Source organism: Sorangium sp. So ce185, assembly GCF_051526825.1.
Taxonomy (GTDB): domain Bacteria; phylum Myxococcota_A; class Polyangia; order Polyangiales; family Polyangiaceae; genus Sorangium; species Sorangium cellulosum_D.
In genome coordinates this window covers 5,380,309-5,397,183 of the sequence record NZ_CP150316.1, presented here as the reverse complement: position 1 = coordinate 5,397,183, position 16,875 = coordinate 5,380,309, and the positions used below count along the sequence as shown (strand labels likewise).

The window sequence follows — 16,875 nt, the reverse complement described above, 5'->3', positions numbered from 1 at the left end:
TGCTACCAGAACGGGAGCGAGGCGCGCGCCGCGCGGCGCGCCGCCGGAGCGCGGCTCAGCGGGTCGGGCGCGCGTCGACCCCGAAGGTCAGCTGCGCCTCGTCGACCTCGACGCCGCGGAACCGCTGCACGTCGACGCACGGCTGGTCCACGTGGGGCGGGCACAGGTCGCCCTCGCACGTCTCCTCGGTCGTCCGCGTCACGACGCCCCTGACCGTCGACCCGTCGACCGTCATCGAGACGCTCACCCGCAGGCGGGAGATCGTCCTCGTGGCGCCGACGATCTCCCGGAAGCGGTCGTCGTCCCCGTCGTCGTCGGCGTCGACGAACCCGTCCTCGAGCTCATCGCGGTCGTCCAGCTTGTCGCCGTCGGTGTCGACAACGCGGTCGCGCGACGGATCCGTGTCGTCCTCGCCGTCCTTGTCGGCGTCGACGAACGGGTCGACGTCGTCCGAGATGCCGTCCTGGTCGGCGTCGGTGACCCTGTCGCGGAAGGGAAACTCGATGTCTTCGGAGCTGCCCTCGAAGGTATACGGGTCGTCCTCCGAGGAGCCATGCAGCACGAGACCGCCGGTGTCGAGCACCGCCTCGTCGTCGGTCGGGAGGTAGAGGAGCAGCGTCTGGCCGTCCCGGAACGTGGTGGCGTCGTACTTCTCCGCGAGGATCGGCCGGTCGCCGGGGAAGCAGCCGGGTGCCTGCTCGGGCGCCTCGAGGGCGACGCGGTACACCGCGTAGTCGCCCGCGGAGAGGCCGCCGCACGAGGCGACGCCGGCCAGGGCAGCCAGGAGGGCGGCGCGGGCCGAACGCGCACGAACGTCTCGTCGATCAAGCATGTCCATCTCCTCCGCGGCGCTCGGGGAGGCGCCACGGTTCAGCACTCGAATACGTCGCTCCCGCCGCACGAGTAGTAGCACTGTTCGCAGTTCAAGCACCTGTCGTAGCTGGAGTACGTCTGCACCCCGTCCGGATACACCTCCAGGCACTCATCGACGCAGGCGTCGTTCGCGCAGGTCACGAGGCACTGGACGAGGAAGTAGCAGTCGTCGCTGATCGTGCACGCCTCGAGCTCGTCGGCGCAGCTCCCCTCGTTCGCGCACGCGACGCACCCGCTCGTGGCGCTGCCGCAGACGCCGATGTCGTCGCAGGCGACGGCGCTGGTCTCGCAGTCGATGACGTCCGTGCCCTCCTCGCAGTACCCGGAGCCCTCGGGCTCGTCGCACTCGCCGTTGTTCACGTAGGGGCACGGCGCGCCCGCGCAGTCGGCCGCGTCGGTGCCCTCGTCGCAGATCCCGGTGCCCTCGGGCTCGTCGCACTCGCCGTTGTTCGCCTCGGGGCAGGTCGCGCCCATGCAGTCGTCGACGTCCGAGCCCTCGTCGCACCGGCCGGTGCCCTGGGGCTCGTCGCAGGTCCCGTCCTGCACCGACGGGCACGGCACGAGCTTGCAGTCGTCGACGTCCGTGCCCGCCGGGCACCGGCCGGCGCCCTCGGGCTCGTCGCAGATGCCGTTGCCGGTGTACGGACAGAAAGAGAGGCAGTCGGCCGGGTCGGTCCCGGCCGCGCACGTGTCGGTGCCCTGGGGCTCGTCGCAGATGCCGTCGCCGGCAGAGGGGCAGTGATCGCGACCTTTTGGCTCGAGACAGCCCAGCAGGGCCGCCGCGTGGGCGTTGCAGACCTCGGCCAGGTGATGACCATCCACGCACCGGCCCTCCAGGCGGACGCAGTCGGCATAGGCCTTGTGCTCGTCCTGACAGCGCTCCTCGGCCCGCTCCTCGATGGCCTCCTGCTCGGCCTCGCACAGGCCCTCGTCGTCCCCGGAGCAGTCCTCGCAGGCGCAGCGGGCCTCGCAGACCGTCGCGTAGACCGGCGGCCCGCCGTCGCCGCCGCCCGAGGTGGCGCAGGCGGCGAAGAGGCTGACGAGAGCTGCTGTGATCATCACGTGTGCGACACGCATGGGATCTCCTCATCATCTTCTGAAGCGAGGGCTCGTCCCGCCGGAGCGCAGCGCGCCGCCGCGAAGCCGGCGAGGGCACTACGACACGGCTGGCGCTGGGAGCTCCAGGTACCCTTCACCTGCGCACACCGCGCTCGTCCGATCCTCGCTTCGAATGTGATTGTAAAATTCTTCCAAAGGAAAACGGCTACGTATACCAGCTCAGCAGGCGGCCGGTCAATCATCGAGGCGGCGCTCGCGGCGGGCAGCAGCGGAGTGCGCGCGCTCGAGCTGGGCTCGAGTCGGGAGATCACAGCGGGTCACGCAGCGTGGCGACCGTGCGGCGACGTGTGGCATGTGAGGCGCGCGGGTCAGGAGGTCGACTCGCGCGGCGGGCGGAAAAACGATGCTGCTGCCCGCAATGCGTGCTGCGCGCGGCATGAAGCGGACCCGACAGTCCCGCGTGGTCGCCGTCGAAAAGCTGCTCTGAACGGGGCCGGCGGGGGCGGGGTGAGAGCGGCGTCGATCGAGCGCGGCGTTTCCGGGTGCTCTCCGCGCGGAAGAGCGGAGAGGAAGTGAAAAGAGCCGTTGGCATCCGTGTCGTTTCGACAGAAGATGCGCGCGCGCCCATCGCGCTGCGGCGCCTCGCCTCCGACGGCCGGCACCGCGTCACTGGACCCCTACCGGCTGGAGAGCAGCGGATGAAGATGCGATCTTTGGTGTGCCTCTTTGCGTTGAGCTTGGTGACCGCGGCGTGCGGCGATGACGACCCGACGACCCCCGGGACCGGCAGCAGCGGCAGCACGACGACCAGCGGCAGCACGACGGCGGGAACCGGCGGCGCTGGCGGCGAGGGCGGCGAGGGCGGCGAGGGCGGCGGCACCGGCGGCGAAGGCGGCGGCACCGGCGGCGAAGGCGGCGGCACCGGCGGCGAAGGCGGCGGCACCGGCGGCCAGGGCGGCACTGGCGGCGACGGCGGTGGTGGCGGCAGCGTCGCCTCCACCACCTCCGGCACCGGCGGCGACGGCGGCGGCGGCGGCAGCGTCACCTCCACCACCTCCACCGGCACTGGCGGCGACGGCGGCGGTGGCGGCAGCGTCACCTCCACCACCTCCGCCACCACCGGTACCGGCGGCGACGGCGGCGGTGGCGGCAGCGTCACCTCCACCACCTCCGCCACCACCGGTACCGGCGGCGACGGCGGCGGCAGCGTCACCTCCACCACCTCCGCCACCACCGGTACCGGCGGCGACGGCGGCGGTGGCGGCAGCGTCACCTCCACCACCTCCGCCACCACCGGTACCGGCGGCGACGGCGGCGGTGGCGGCAGCGTCACCTCCACCACCTCTGCCACCACCGGCACCGGCGGCGACGGTGGCGCGGGTGGCAGCGAGCTCGGCGCCGATGGCGTTGCGTGCTCGGAGGATGCCGCGTGCCAGGGCGGCTTCTGCCTCACCGAGATGTACGGCTGGCCCGCCGGCACCTGTTCAGGCTTCTGCGAATCGAGCAGCGACTGCGCCGGCGGCGGCTCCTGCGGATTCTTCCCGAGCGGCGCCGGCGTCTGCCTGGACGCGTGCACGGACTCGAGCGAATGCCGCGACGGCTATGGATGCTTCAGCGGGTTCTGTCAGCCGAACTGCACAAGCGACGCGCAATGCTCGGAAGTGGGCGTGTGCGACGAGGAATCGGGCTTCTGCGATGCACCCGGGGTCCCGGACGGCAGCCCCTGCACGCTGAACAACGAGTGCGCTGGCGAGTGGTGCATCAGCGAGGTCGGGGACGGCTGGCCGGGCGGCTACTGTACGACCGAGTGCGGCGGAGAGCTCGGCGAATGCGCCGACGGCAGTACCTGCGTCTCCGGCGTCTGCCTGGCCTCCTGCGACGCGGAAAGCGACTGCCGCGACGGCTATACGTGCAACAGCGACGACGGCATCTGCGTCCCGTCCTGCACCAGCGACGCTCAGTGCTCGGACGGGTACGTCTGTAGTCCCACGGGCCTCTGCGACCCGCCGGTGGTGACGGGGGATGGCGCCGACGGCGCCGCTTGCACCGGCGACGGCGACTGCGCCGGCGGCTTCTGCATCACTAACGCCAACTGGCCTGAGGGCTACTGCACGAGCTTCTGCGACGAGGAGAGCCTCGCCTGCGCCGGCGGCGGCGCCTGCGTCACCAGCGGCCTCTGCTACGCCGAGTGCGACACGGTGGAGGACTGCCGCGAGGGCTATTTCTGCACGTTCTCGCTCTGCCAGCCGTTCGAAGCCTCCGAGGACTGAGCGGTTGCCGGCGGCCCGCTCGATGGAAGAGCGGGCCTCTCGGGCCTTCTCCCTGAGGCGGCGAGCCCCGGTTCAGCCGGGCTCGCGCCCGCTCCGGCGGCGCCGGCGCAGCGCCGCCAGCGCGATCAGCGCGAGCGCTGCCGCCCCCGGCCCCTGGCCCGGGATCCCGGCCGTCCGGCAGCCGCAGCCGCTGGTGCTACCGCCGGCGCCCCCGGGCGCGGCCCCGCTCGGTCCGGCCGCGCTCCCGGCGCTGCCCGCGGCCGCCGCGCTCCCGCTCGCCCCCGCCGCGCCGCCCCCGCCCACGCCCGCGGCGCCGCTCGCCGACGACACGGAGCTCCCGCTCGCCCCCGCCGCGCCGCCCCCTCCCCCCGCGCCCGCGGCGCTGCCGGACGCCACCGTGCTCCCGCTCGCCCCCGCCGCGCCGTCCCCTCCCCCCGCGCCCGCGCTCGCGGCGCCGTTCGCCGACGAGGCGCCCGGCGAGCCCGTCTCGGCGACCAGCGCGAGGTACGCCTCGGCGAAGCGCTCGCCGAGGAGCTGGTACGCGGCGGAGTCGAAATGCCACGTATCGTCGGCCCGCCGCGGGGCGAAGTCGTCCGTGTCGACCCACGCGACCCGAGGGTCTTCCTCGGCCACGGCCACCTGCGCCGCGCGCACGGCGTCGATGTTCGCCTCTTTGCCGGCGGCGATGGGCCCGCCGTTCGCCGGGTAGAGGTTGTCGCTGATCCGGCCGAGCACGACCGGGAGCCCGGGCGCGCCGAGATCCTCGCGGATCGCCGCGATGAAGCCGCGCAGCGTGTCGCCGTAGGTGAACGCGGCCGCCCACCCCGCCTCGTTCTCGCCCTGCATCCAGAGGAGCCCGGCGATCTCGACATCGTGCCCCTCCGACTCGAGCCGCGCCAGGGCGTTGTCGAGCCGCGTCGGCTCGTCGGGGTAGCGGAGGGCGCGATCGCCTGTGTACGTCGCGGAGTCCAGCTTGCCGAGGAGCGCGTGGTAGAGCTGCGATTTGTAGAGCACCTCCGGATCCGGCCCCAGCCCGCGCCCCCAGTGGTCGACAAGGTTCGTGCCCCCCTGCGCCAGCTTCACGATCGCGATCCGGTGCTCGGGGTACGCCGCCGCCATCGCGTGGCCGAACGTGATCTCCGGCCCGTAGCGGCGCGCCTCGCCCTTCGGCTCGAGCGGCCCCCAGTCGGTGCTCGTCGCCGCGGCGTACGGCCCCCCCTCGCGCGCGTCGGGGTTGTGGTGGTCGTACCAGATGTCGGGCTGGCTCTGGAGCTCGGCCGGCAAAGCGGTGCCCACGCCGTAGCCGACCATGTTGGACTGGCCGGCGAGCACGAACAGCTTCACCGGCTGTGCCGCGGCGGACGCGGAGAGCGAGATCGCGAGAGCCGCCACGGCGATGCAGGACCGCTTCATGACACGGTATATTCTCCGCTGGCAGCGCAGCGTCAATACGCCGGCGCGCGGCGGGGGCCGCCGTCCGATGAGGTCGAACGCGACGGAGCGGCGGCGCGATCTTCGACCTTCGACGCTTGAATGCGCCGTTCGTCCGGCGTTCACAGGACAGGATGTCGGGGGTTTACCCCGCAGGTGCGCAACCTCGTCGAGCTCGCCTCTCGATCGCGATCAATCACGATCAATTCCCTTCGGGCGTCGCGTGGTAGGCGGCGCTCGACGTCGCGTAGACCCCGTTTGTCGCGTACGAGTAGCGGTGGGGCCGGACGTGATGCTCCGAGTGGCGCGCGCACCAGAGATCGGCGGCGCCGGTCTCCTGCCGGCGCTTCACGCACTCGGGGCAAGGCGGCTCGATCTCGGGCACCCGGCCGGCGGTCGCGTGATCCTTCGGCCGCACGATCCACACCGGGCAGCGCGCGAGCCGGGCGACGCGCTCGGCGACCGAGCCGAGGAGCAGCCGCTCGAGCCCGCGGTGGCCGTGCGAGCCGACGACCACGAGGTCGGCGTCGAGGTCGGCGGCGAGCTGAGCGATGTTCCCAGCCGCGTCGCCGCGGCGGAAGTGGACGACGACGCGCTTGAGCCGCCTGCCGTCGAGCTTGGCGCCCAGGGCGCGGACGCGCTCGCTCGCGCGCGCCTGGAGCTGCTGGAGCGCCACGTCGGGCTTGGTGGCCGCCGCCGGCGCCCGCGAGAGCCCGACGCCGACCCAGCTCTCGGGCTCGACGTAGACCACGTGCACCTCCGCGTTGTCGCGGCAGCAGGCGGACTCGAGCGCCTGATCGAGCGCGCGGTTGCTCAGATCCGAGAAGTCGATCCCGACCACGACGATGAACCGACCCGTTGCGCCCACGCTCGACATGACGTCCTCCTCAGCCTCGTTGCCAGTCCATCCGGGCCGGTTGTCCTGCTCTGCCCGGCGTGCTGCGCGGCGCGCCTCTCGGCACGCCGCGCGCGCGCTGCTCGCAGGGTTCGCACGGGCCGTGCCATGCGCTCCGAAAGGCGGCGAGCGGCGGGCCCTGCCATGCGCTCCGAAGGCGGAGAGCGGGCGACTCGCGCGCTGGGCGCGTCGCCCCGCGCGCGGCGGACCTCCGCGCGCGGCGCGCGGGGCGTGCATGCCTTTCGTCGCGGCGCAAACGGCGCGCGGCGGCGCGGGCGCGGCGCTCGGGGCCTGCCGCGCCTGCCGCGGCGTTCCGGGGCGCTCGGGCGTGGCACGGGCGGTGCTCATCGCAGGGCGCGCCTCGGAGCGAAGGCCGCGGAGGCGAGCGGAGAGATGACGATGACGACCCTTGGACCGATCAACGGAGAGCACCCCATCCCGCAGCACGCGATCCGCAGCGCGCGCATCGTTGGAGACGACGGCGAGGCGTCGGTCGTCGCGACCGTCTATTGCCCGCTCAAGGAGCGGTCGGCCACGGTGCCCGAGTGCGAGTCGTGCCGTCGGTTCCACGCGCTGCATTTCGACGCGGCGTCGCGCACGACGTCGGTCGTCTGCCATACCGAGCGCGCGATGTCGGCCATGGGGAGCGCGGACCCGCTGGCCGGGGTGGGTCAGCACGTGAATCCGGCGGCGCCGCTCGCCGGGATCATGAGCCGGGACGTCATCTGCGTGCGGCCGGAGGTCACGGTCGACGAGATCGCGGCCCTGCTCATCCGCCACGGGATCAGCGGGATGCCGGTCGTGGATGCGGACGGCAAGCCGGTCGGCATGGTGTCGCGGGCCGACGTGCTCCGGGCGGCCGAGGAGCGCGGCGACACCGAGGAATCCGAGCGGATGAGCTTGCACCCGGACGACGTCGCGCCGCTCGACATGGAGCAGGGCTTCTACGTGTACGAGCCCGTCAAGGTCACCGCGCGCGACGTGATGACGCCCGTCGTGGTGCAGCTGCACGAGAGCGCGAGCATCCGGCAGGCCGCGTCGCTGATGGCCTACGAGGGCGTGCACCGGCTGCCGATCGTCTCGGACGACGGCAAGGTGGTGGGCATCCTGTCGTCGCTCGACGTGCTGCGGTGGTTCGGGCGGAGCTGCGGATACCTGATCCCGCCGGGGCGCAGGAGAGCCTGAGGGGAGAGCGCCCCGAGCAAGAAGTTACGCGGACGTGTCTGCGGATCTGGGGGTCGACGTAGGACATCATACAGATCTGTCTGCGAATTTGGATCCAACAGTAGCGCATCATACAGATCTGCCTCCGGAGAGAGGCACTTGGTGTAGTTCATCATACAGATTTGTATCCGGGAGAGGCTCCTGGTGTAGCTCAGCATACAGATCTGTCTCCGGAGCGACGCTTCTGGTCTAGCTCAGCACACAGACCTGCCTCCTGCGGTGGTCTCGAGCCTTCCCGCGCAGGCGAGGTTGCCTGATCACGGCGGGCGACTCGCGACCGCACGCGTCCGCAACTTGCCGCGCTGCCGCCTGGCTGATAGCTCGCTGAGGGCATTCACGAACGGAGGCAGCGGATGAGCGAATACCGGACGACGGCGGCGGCGCCGGTGCTGGTGGCGGCGTTCCTGGGTCAGATCTTCGGGGTGGATCCGGTCACCGGGCGCGTGCTCTGGGAGCGCAAGCAGGACGGGGCCGGGTACTCGTCCACGGCGCTCCTGATCACGCCCGAGGCGATCTACGCGGCGACCTTCAACGGCGTCGCCTGCCTGCGTTACCCGACGGGCGAGCTGCTCTGGGAGGTGAAGACCACCACGCTCGGCCGCGCCACGCTGCTCCTGGAGGGAGACCGGCTCTTCGTCGCCAAGCAGGGCGAGATCGAGTGTTTCTCGCTCACCGGCCAGAGCCTCTGGCACAACCGCTTCAAGGGCAAGGGACTGGGCCCGGTCGCCCTGGGCGTGCCGGGCAACGTCGCCCAGTCCGACGACAAGGACTGACGCGCCGATGGCTACACCTGCAACGGTCCACATCGAAGTGGAGCTCCCTTCCGACCTTGCCCAGCTCCGCCTCCCGGAGGGGGTCGACCGCCGGCTCCAGGCGCTCCTGGACAAGCAGGATCGCGGAGAGCAGCTATCGGCGGATGAGGCCATTGAAGCCGAGGGGCTCGTCGATCTCGCCGAGTTGCTCAGTCTACTTCGGCTCCGCGCGTCGCCGAAAGAGCCAGCGCCTGCGCGATGAGCCGCGACAGCATGCCTGCCGCGCCATCCGCCGGCGAACCCCCTGCGCCCGCGCGCAATCGCTGCACGCGCGCCCTCGCCGGCGGCTGGAAGTCGGAGGTCGCCAGCGCCGCGCACGCGGCGCATCAAACCAGCTCAGGTCGCCCGCCGCGCTGACCACCGCTGCCAGAAGCCGAGCTCCGCCCGGTGGTCCGCATCTTGCTGACCCTCTTGCAGACGCCTGAATCGCTCGGATCGTCACGGACGCCCAGCGCCCGGGGAGGCCTCATGAGCTCTTCGACCCTTCGCATCCAGGATTGCATGACCAAGAGCCCGCACTCGATCGGCGCCGATCAGAAGGTCGGCCTCGCCCGCAAGCTCATGCGAGGACATCGCATCCGGCACCTGCCGGTGCTGCGCGGCGGCCGGCTGGTCGGCATGATCTCCGAGCGGGACATCTACTGGATCGAGACGCTCAAGGACCAAGAGGGCGACGAGCTCCTCGTCAGCGAGGCCATGTCGCCGAGCCCCTACGCCGTCGCGCCGGACGCGCCCCTCTCCGAGGTGGTCCGCGAGATGGCCGAGCACAAGTACGGCTCGGCCGTCGTGCTGAACGGCGCGCACGTCGTCGGCGTCTTCACGACGACCGACGCCCTGGCCGTCCTGGCCGCCTTGCTCGCCGAAAAAGAGACCGCCTGACGGCGGCCCGGCGAGCGCCGCGGCCCGCGCCCGCGCCGGCAACACCCCCTCCACTCCCCACCAGCACAGCAGGAAGAGGAACTCGATGCAACAGACGGTCACGGACTGGCAAACGCGCTTCGCCGACAAAGTGAAGACGGCCGAGGAGGCCGTCCGCGCGATCCCGCGGGGGCGGCGCATCCTCGTCGGCTCGGGCGCCGCGGAGCCGAGCGAGCTCGTGAACGCGCTCGTCGAGTCCGGCGATCACCTCGCCGACAACGAGATCGTCCACCTGATGACCGAGGGCCCCGCGCCCTACGTCCGCCCCGGCCTCGAGCGGCGGTTCCGGCACACGGCGTTCTTCATCGGCCAGAACGTCCGCGAGGCCGTCCACGAGGGGCGCGCCGACTTCATGCCGGTCTTCCTCTCCGAGATCCCCAGCCTGATCCTCTCGCGCCGCGTGCGCATCGACGTGGCCCTCATCCAGGTGAGCCCCCCGGACGCCCACGGCTTCGTCAGCCTCGGCGTCTCCGTCGACATCGTCCGCGCCGCCGTCGACTCGGCCGATCTGGTCCTCGCCGAGGTCAACCCGCAGATGCCCCGCACCCACGGAGACTCGTTCTTGCACGTGGATCGGATAACCCACCTCGTCCCGGTGGATCGCGAGCTGCCCGAGCGCGCGATCGAGCCGCTCGACGAGATCGACCGCGCCATCGGCCGGCACGTGGCGACGCTCGTGCCCGACGGCGCGACCCTCCAGACGGGCATCGGCAAGATCCCGAACGCCGTGCTCGCCGCGCTCGATGGCCGGAGCGACCTCGGCGTCCACACCGAGATGCTCTCCGACGGCGTGATGGAGCTCGTCCGGCGCGGCGTCATCACGAACCGCAGAAAGTCCCTCCTGCCAGGGAAGCTCGTGACCTCGTTCCTCCTCGGGAGCCGCGCCCTCTACGCCTGGGCCCACGACAACCCCGTCCTCGAGATGCGCGGCTGCGCCTTCACCAACGATCCGCTGATCATCGCCCGAAACGACCGGATGATCGCCATCAACGCGGCGCTCGCCGTCGATCTGACAGGCCAGGTCGCCGCCGACACGCTGATGGGCCGCTTCTTCTCCGGCATCGGGGGGCAGGTCGACTTCATCCGGGGCGCCGCGCGGAGCCGCGGCGGCAAGCCGATCATCGCGCTCCGGTCCACCGCGAAGGACGGCACGATCAGCCGGATCCAGCCGGCGTTCGAGCAGGGCGCCGGCATCGTGACGAGCCGCGGGGACGTGCACTACGTGGTGACGGAGCACGGCGTCGCCGACCTCTGGGGCCGGAACATCCGGCAGCGCGCGCTCGCGCTCATCGAGATCGCCCACCCCGATCACCGCGCCGACCTACTCGCCGCCGCCAAGCAGCGCCGCTACGTGTTCAGCGACCAGGTCGTCTCGCGCGCGGACTACCCCTCTCAGGAGGCGCGGGCGGCGAGCCTCCCCTCGGGCGAGGCGCTGCTCTGCCGGCCGGTCAGGCTCTCCGACGAGGCCGCGCTGCAGGACCTCTTCTATCGCCTCTCGGACGAGAGCGTCTATCGCCGCTTCATGAGCCACAAGCGCGAGCACCCCCACGAGGAGATGCAACAGCTCGTGAACCTCGATTACGAGCAGAACATGGCCATCGTCGCCTGCGCCGGCCCGGAGCGCGACGCCGTGGTCGGGATGGCCCGCTACGACGTCGATCCGAAGAACAACCTCGCCGACATCGCCTTCGTGGTCCGCGATGAATGGCAGGGAAAGGGGGTCGGCACCCTGCTCATGCGGCGGATGGCGGAGATCGCGAGGGCCCGGGGGCTCTCGGGGTTCGAGGCCGACGTCCTGCTCTCGAACAAGGCGATGATGCGGGTGCTCGAGAAGAGCGGGCTGCGCCTCAGCCTCGATCTCGAGGCCGGCGTTTACCACGTCACCGCGCGCTTCGACGCGCCCGAAGGCCGCGCGCCGGCGGCCAGCCCGAGCAGCGCGGCGACCGGCCATCCATGACTCGCCGCGTCCGGCCTCGTCGACGCCGCCCGCCGCGCGCCCGGCCTCGTCGACGCCGCGCGCCGCCCGCCGCATACGGTCCCGCCGCATACGGTCCCGCCGCACGCGGTGAAGACGCGTCGCGGCGCAGCCGCGGACTCGGTCGAGCCGCCTCCGAGGCAGCGCTCCGTGCCGCGCCCCACACGCCGAGACGGGCGCGTGCCTCGCTGGGCGCGCGGCGTGCGCCGCGAGATCGCGCCATGGTAGAGTGGCGCGCCTGTCCATGAGCCCCCTTGATCGCAACGAACTCGTGACGAAGCCCGCCGCCGTCGTGCCCTCGCTCGACGATCCGCTCGACGAGGCGCCCGGCGGGGCGGCCGCGCCGGCCTCGGCGTACGACGCCGCGCTCCGGGAGGCCGAGGAGCTCCGCCGGCGGCCCTATGTCTCCGCGGGCCCGGAGAACATCATCCGGCAGCACAGCAAAGGCCGGATGACGATCTGGGAGCGCATCCGCGTGCTGACCCCCGAGCCGCCGCGCGTGCTCTTCGAGAACTGGGGGCCGAACCTGGACGGCGCCTCGCTGGTCACGGCGATCCTGCGCATCGGCAGCCGCGACGTCGCGCTCTACGGCCACGATTTCACGGTCCGCGCCGGGTCGATGGACGCGACGAACGGCCGCAAGCTCGCGCGGCTGTTCCAGCTCGCGGGAGAGCGCGGGATCCCGCTCATCGGCCTCAACGACAGCGCCGGCGCCTACGTCCCCGCGGGGGTCGGCGGGCTCGACGGCTACGCCGAGGCGTTCGCGGCGCTGCGCAAGATCAGCGGCGTGGTGCCGAGCATCATGTGCATGTTCGGGTTCAACGCCGGCGGCGGCTCCTACCTGCCGCGGCAAGGCAGCTTCGTCATCCAGCCGGGCGGGACGTTCTTCGGCCTCACCGGGGCGGCGGTGGTCAAATCGGTCCTCGGCGAGGTGGTCTCGCCCGACGACCTCGGCGGCCCGCGGGTCCACGGCGCCTCGGGCGTGGCCGATCTCACGGTGCCGGACGAGGTCGGCGCGCTGCGCACCACCGTCCGCCTGCTCGGCTACCTGCCGAGCAACAACCGCGAGAGCCCGCCGTTCCAGCGGACGAGCGATCCGCTCGACCGCGAGACGAACGAGATCGACACGCTGCTCCGCAGGGCGCTCTCGTCGCCCACGGGCTTCAACACGCCGCTCGATATCAGCATCATCATCCAGCGCATCTGCGATCACGGCGACTACTTCGAGGTGCAGCCGCAGCGCGCGCGCAACACGATCACCGCGTTCGGGCGGATCGGCGGGCGCGTCGTCGGCTTCGTGGCCAACAACAGCGCGGTCGCCTCGGGGCAGATCGACGTGGCGGCCGCGTACAAGAACGCGCGCTTCATCCGCTTCTGCAACCTCTACAACATCCCGCTCCTCTTCATGGAGGACACCACCGGCTTCCTCCCGGGCCGGGAGCAAGAGGCGATGGGCATCGTGCAGGCCGGCCGGGCGATGCTCGACGCGATCATCGACGTGCGGACCCCGCGCATCCTGCTGCTCGTGCGCAACGCGTTCGGCGGCGCCTACGCCTCGTTCAACAACTACGCGACCGGCGCGGACGTCGTCCTCGCGCTCCCCACGACGCGCGTCGCCGTGATGGGGCCCGCCGGCAAGGAGTTCGTCTACAAGGACGAGCTCCGCAAGGTGCGCGCGCAGGCGAGCGCCAGGGAGAAGGCGGGCGTCAAGGAGCGGCTCGGCCGCGGCCTGGACGAGGCGAAGGCGAAGGCCGAGGCCCGCGAGGAGGCCGCGGCGTGGCTGAAGGCCAGAGAGGCTGAGTTCGGCGCGCGGTACGAGCGGGAGCTCATGAACCCGCGCGAGGGGCTCAGCCTGGGCTCCATCTCGCGGCTCGTGATGCCGCGCGAGCTCCGCGCGGTGATCGGAGAGAACCTGGAGTTCTTGCTCCGCCATTACCAGCCAGGGCCGTTCACCGGGGTTCAGCGGGAGTTTCATTGAGCATGGATGGGTTCGGGAGCACGCGCGGTTACGACCGCAATCCGATGGTGGCGCGCGACCGCCGGCTCGGCCGAGCGAGCTCGGCGTGGGCGCGGTCCTTCGCCGCCGACGACGTGCGGCCGCTGATCGTCGGCCGGGGTCCGATCCGCAAAGAGGCGATGGACGTCTTCGCCCAGATGGGGATCGAGCACTATGGCATCCTCCTCTCGGAGAAGGACTCGATCGTCTACACGCACGCGCTGGCGCCCGAGCTGCGGTGCATCCACCCGGCGCACGTGCACCGGGTCAAGGACTATACCGGCGCGACGAAGGACGAGCGCGTCAAGCTGATGCACGAGATCGTCGCGATCGCGCGGGCCGGCGGCTACACGCACGTGTTCGCGGGGTACGGCTTCATGGCCGAAGACGAGGAGTTCGTGCGCACCCTCGAGGAGGCGGGGCTCGTCTTCATCGGCCCCCGCTCGTCGGTCCAGCGCGCGGCCGGGCTCAAGGACGAGGCGAAGCGCACGGCGCTCGCGACCGCGGTCAGCGTGACGCCCGGCATCGACGACGCGACCCGGCGGATCGTGCTCCGCAAATGGCCCGATCACGCGGCCCTGCGCGCGGCCGCCGAAGGGCGCGGGCTGCTGCGCGACCCGGGCGCCGCGGCGCGGCTCGCCGAGGGCGTCCCCCTCGCCGAGGCGGCGGACGCGCTGCTCGCGGCGGCCTACGCGGCGCGCGTGGACCTCTACACGACCGACGAGCTCTGCGCGGAGCTCGAGCGGGGCGCGGCCGAGCTCCTCGCCCGCCACCCGGGGCGGCGGATCCGGCTCAAGGCCATCGGCGGCGGCGGCGGCAAGGGGCAGCGGCTCCTCGCCGGCGTCGCCCAGGGCGCGGCGGAGCCGGAGGCCGCGGCGCGCGCGCGGGCGGCCGAGGTCCCCGCGCTGGCGCGGGAGGTCCTCGCGGAGGTGAAGGCCGCGGGCGTCGGCGACAACAAGAACATCCTGCTCGAGCTCAACGTCGAGGAGACGCGGCACAACGAGATCCAGCTGATCGGCAACGGCGCGTGGTGCGTCGCGCTGGGCGGGCGCGACTGCTCGATCCAGATGCACGAGCAGAAGCTGCTCGAGGTGGCGATCACGCAGGAGGGGCTCCGCGAGGCGATCGAGCGGGCGCGCGCCGCCGGCGACGAGCGGCGAGCGGCGTCGCTCGAGCGCGAGCTCGCCTCGCTCGCCCGGATGGAGGCCGAGGCGGAGCGGTTCGGGCTCGCGGTGGGGCTGAACTCGGCGTCGACGTTCGAGTGCATCGTCGAGGGCGATCACCATTACTTCATGGAGGTCAACACCCGGATCCAGGTCGAGCACCGGGTGTCGGAGCTCTGTTATGCCCTCCGCTTCGAGAACCCGGCCGATCCGGCCGACGCGTTCGAGGTGACGTCGCTCATCGAGTGCATGGTCCTGCTCGCGCGCCACGGCGAGCGGCTGCCGCGGCCGGTCCGCGTCCGGCGCGAGGGGTCCGCGGTGGAGGCGCGCCTCAACGCCACGAACGGCGCGCTGGAGCCGCACGCGGGCGGCGTCATCGTCTCCTGGAGCGATCCGCACCCGCACGAGATCCGCGACGATCAGGGCATCTGCGTGAAGAACCCCGACACCGGGGTGTTCATGCATTACCGGCTCGCGGGCGCGTACGACAGCAACATCGCGCTCCTCGTGACCTACGGCGGCTCCCGCGAGGAGTCCTACCTGCGGCTCTGCGAGATCCTGCGCACGACGACGCTCCGGGGCAGCGATCTCCACACGAACCTCCTGTTTCATTACGGGCTCGTGCACTGGTTCCTCGCGCGGGACGTGTGGGCGAAGCCGACGACGCGCTTCGTGGTCCCGTACCTCACGCTGGTCGGCCAGCTCTCGGCGGAGCTCGGAGGCCTCGATTTCGACGCGATGTGGGCCGAGCTCGGCGCCCGCCACGAGCGCCGGCTCGCGGCGCAGGCCGGGGACGGCGCGGAGGCGGGGCTCAGGAAGGTGTTCGCGCTCAAGGACACGCTCGTGCGCCGCCCCGTGGAGCGGATCTGCGCGGAGCCGCACCTGCTGTCGGCGTGGCTCAGCCGGAACCTGGGGTCGTTCGAGGTCCGGTCCGGGCGGGTGCGCTGGCTCAAGAACCCGGTCGAGGTGCTTTCGGACACGTACTGGCTGCTCAACATGACGCCGCAGCCGCACGCCCCCGCGGCCCACGTGATCTGGGATCACGACGAGGCGCTCCTCGCGCGCGCGCTCGGCTTTTACCGGCGCCTCGGCGAGCGGATGGGCCAGGCGGGCGGCGCGCCGTCGTGGCCCGCGCTGCGAGAGGCCCTGTCGCAGCCCGCCGCGCCTCCGGGCTGGGACGGTGAGCTCTGGCGGCGGGTCCGCGGCGCGCACCTCGGCTTCCAGGCGGGGCTGGAGCTCCTCGACGCGCTGGTCCTCGCGGGCGACGCCGCGCGCTTCTTCGAGCTCCGGGTGCGCGAGGACGGCGAGGTCGTCATCCCCGAGCGCCTGCTCGACCGCGAGCTCGCGGCCCGGATGCGCAAGGTCCTCGCGCCGCCGCCCGCCACGCGGGCGAACGAGATCGTCGCGGTCACCGGCGGCATGTTCTACGCGCAGGAGGCGCCGGATCGGCCCCCCTTCGTGGCGAAGGGCAGCCACTTCGAGGCGGGCGATCCGCTCTACGTCCTCGAGGTGATGAAGATGTTCAACAAGGTGCTCGCGCCGTTCTCGGGCACGATCGAGGAGGTGCTCATCGACGGCGGCGAGGGGACGATCGTGCAGAAGGGGCAGCCGCTCTTCCGCGTGAGGCCGGACGAGGCGCACGTCGAGGAGGACGCGGCCGAGCGCAAGCGCCGCCGGCGCGAGCAGACGACGCGCTATGTCGACGCCATCTTCGATCCGGCGGGGCCCTGACGAGGCGAGCGCCGCGGCGCCCTGCCCCGGCGCTGGGCGCCCCTCCGCGGCTCGCCTTGACGGGCGCGCCGGGACCAGGGATCCTCGCGGGCATGCGATTCGCCGCGCTCGGGTCGATCGTGCTCTTCGCGGGCAACGCGCTCCTCGCGGGCGACGCGCGGGCCGAGCGAGCCGCGCCCGTCGCTCCCGTCGACACCACCCGGCGCGACGTGGGCGTCGGCCTCTCCGTCGGCGGGTTGGTCCTCGGCTCCGTCGGAGCGGGGATGTACTTCCTCACCCGGCCGCGCGGCGAGGATCTCTGCGGTTGCGCGTCGAAGGCGTGGGTCTTTCCCACCGTGCTCATGAGCCTCGGAGGCGCCATGGCCGTCACCGGCATACCGCTCTGGGTCACGGGGCAGATCCAGAGCGATCGCGCGAAGACCCAGGCGGAGCTGCACATCGGCCCGCTCGGCGGAGGCGTCCGGCTGCTGTTCTGAAGGGCAGCGGCGGACTCGGCTCACCTTCCGCGGTCGCGTGCTCAACCCGCCC

12 protein-coding genes are annotated in these 16,875 nt (G+C 72.2%); 8 read left to right on the top strand and 4 right to left on the bottom strand.

The features are described 5' to 3' along the window. Nucleotides 1–55 precede the first annotated feature (55 nt). Both WMF26_RS19770 and WMF26_RS19765 read right to left on the bottom strand, forming a co-directional pair. On the bottom strand, nt 56–832 hold the full coding sequence (locus tag WMF26_RS19770) for a hypothetical protein (RefSeq protein WP_438001592.1): 777 nt from the start codon (nt 830–832) through the stop codon (nt 56–58). A 38-nt stretch (nt 833–870) separates the two neighbouring features. Continuing rightward, a complete protein-coding gene (locus tag WMF26_RS19765; RefSeq protein WP_438001591.1) occupies nt 871–1,950 on the bottom strand; it encodes a latent transforming growth factor beta-binding protein in 1,080 nt (359 codons plus the stop codon). A 680-nt stretch (nt 1,951–2,630) separates the two neighbouring features. Between WMF26_RS19765 and WMF26_RS19760 the strand changes: the two genes are divergently transcribed. Further along, entirely contained in the window at nt 2,631–4,202 is a 1,572-nt protein-coding gene (locus WMF26_RS19760) for a hypothetical protein (protein WP_438001590.1), read from the top strand. A gap of 72 nt (nt 4,203–4,274) precedes the next feature. Here the strand turns inward: WMF26_RS19760 and WMF26_RS19755 are convergent, their stop codons facing one another. Together WMF26_RS19755 and WMF26_RS19750 are read right to left on the bottom strand one after the other, a co-directional pair. Then, a complete protein-coding gene (locus WMF26_RS19755; protein ID WP_438001589.1) occupies nt 4,275–5,615 on the bottom strand; it encodes a sialate O-acetylesterase in 1,341 nt (446 codons plus the stop codon). Between the two features lie 220 nt (nt 5,616–5,835). Continuing rightward, nucleotides 5,836–6,510 (bottom strand): universal stress protein, encoded by a 675-nt coding sequence (locus tag WMF26_RS19750; RefSeq protein WP_438001588.1) that lies wholly within the window; start codon nt 6,508–6,510, stop codon nt 5,836–5,838. A 417-nt stretch (nt 6,511–6,927) separates the two neighbouring features. Between WMF26_RS19750 and WMF26_RS19745 the strand changes: the two genes are divergently transcribed. The 7 genes from WMF26_RS19745 (at nt 6,928) to WMF26_RS19715 (ending at nt 16,823) form a co-directional block, all read left to right on the top strand. Beyond that, entirely contained in the window at nt 6,928–7,713 is a 786-nt protein-coding gene (locus WMF26_RS19745; protein WP_438001587.1) for a CBS domain-containing protein, read from the top strand. Between the two features lie 392 nt (nt 7,714–8,105). Beyond that, on the top strand, nt 8,106–8,525 hold the full coding sequence (locus WMF26_RS19740) for an outer membrane protein assembly factor BamB family protein (protein ID WP_438001586.1): 420 nt from the start codon (nt 8,106–8,108) through the stop codon (nt 8,523–8,525). 507 nt (nt 8,526–9,032) lie between these two features. Next, nucleotides 9,033–9,443 carry a CBS domain-containing protein gene (locus tag WMF26_RS19735; RefSeq protein ID WP_044985985.1) on the top strand — a complete coding sequence of 137 codons (411 nt, stop codon included), beginning with the start codon at nt 9,033–9,035 and terminating at the stop codon, nt 9,441–9,443. Nucleotides 9,444–9,528: 85 nt separating this feature from the next. Further along, nucleotides 9,529–11,439 carry a GNAT family N-acetyltransferase gene (locus WMF26_RS19730; protein ID WP_438001585.1) on the top strand — a complete coding sequence of 637 codons (1,911 nt, stop codon included), beginning with the start codon at nt 9,529–9,531 and terminating at the stop codon, nt 11,437–11,439. 262 nt (nt 11,440–11,701) lie between these two features. Further along, entirely contained in the window at nt 11,702–13,435 is a 1,734-nt protein-coding gene (locus tag WMF26_RS19725; RefSeq protein ID WP_438001584.1) for an acyl-CoA carboxylase subunit beta, read from the top strand. A 2-nt stretch (nt 13,436–13,437) separates the two neighbouring features. Next, nucleotides 13,438–16,347, top strand: coding sequence for a biotin/lipoyl-containing protein (locus WMF26_RS19720; protein WP_438001583.1), 2,910 nt, complete (start codon nt 13,438–13,440; stop codon nt 16,345–16,347). Nucleotides 16,348–16,439: 92 nt separating this feature from the next. Further along, nucleotides 16,440–16,823 carry a hypothetical protein gene (locus tag WMF26_RS19715; RefSeq protein ID WP_438001582.1) on the top strand — a complete coding sequence of 128 codons (384 nt, stop codon included), beginning with the start codon at nt 16,440–16,442 and terminating at the stop codon, nt 16,821–16,823. The last annotated feature ends 52 nt before the right edge of the window (nt 16,824–16,875 follow it).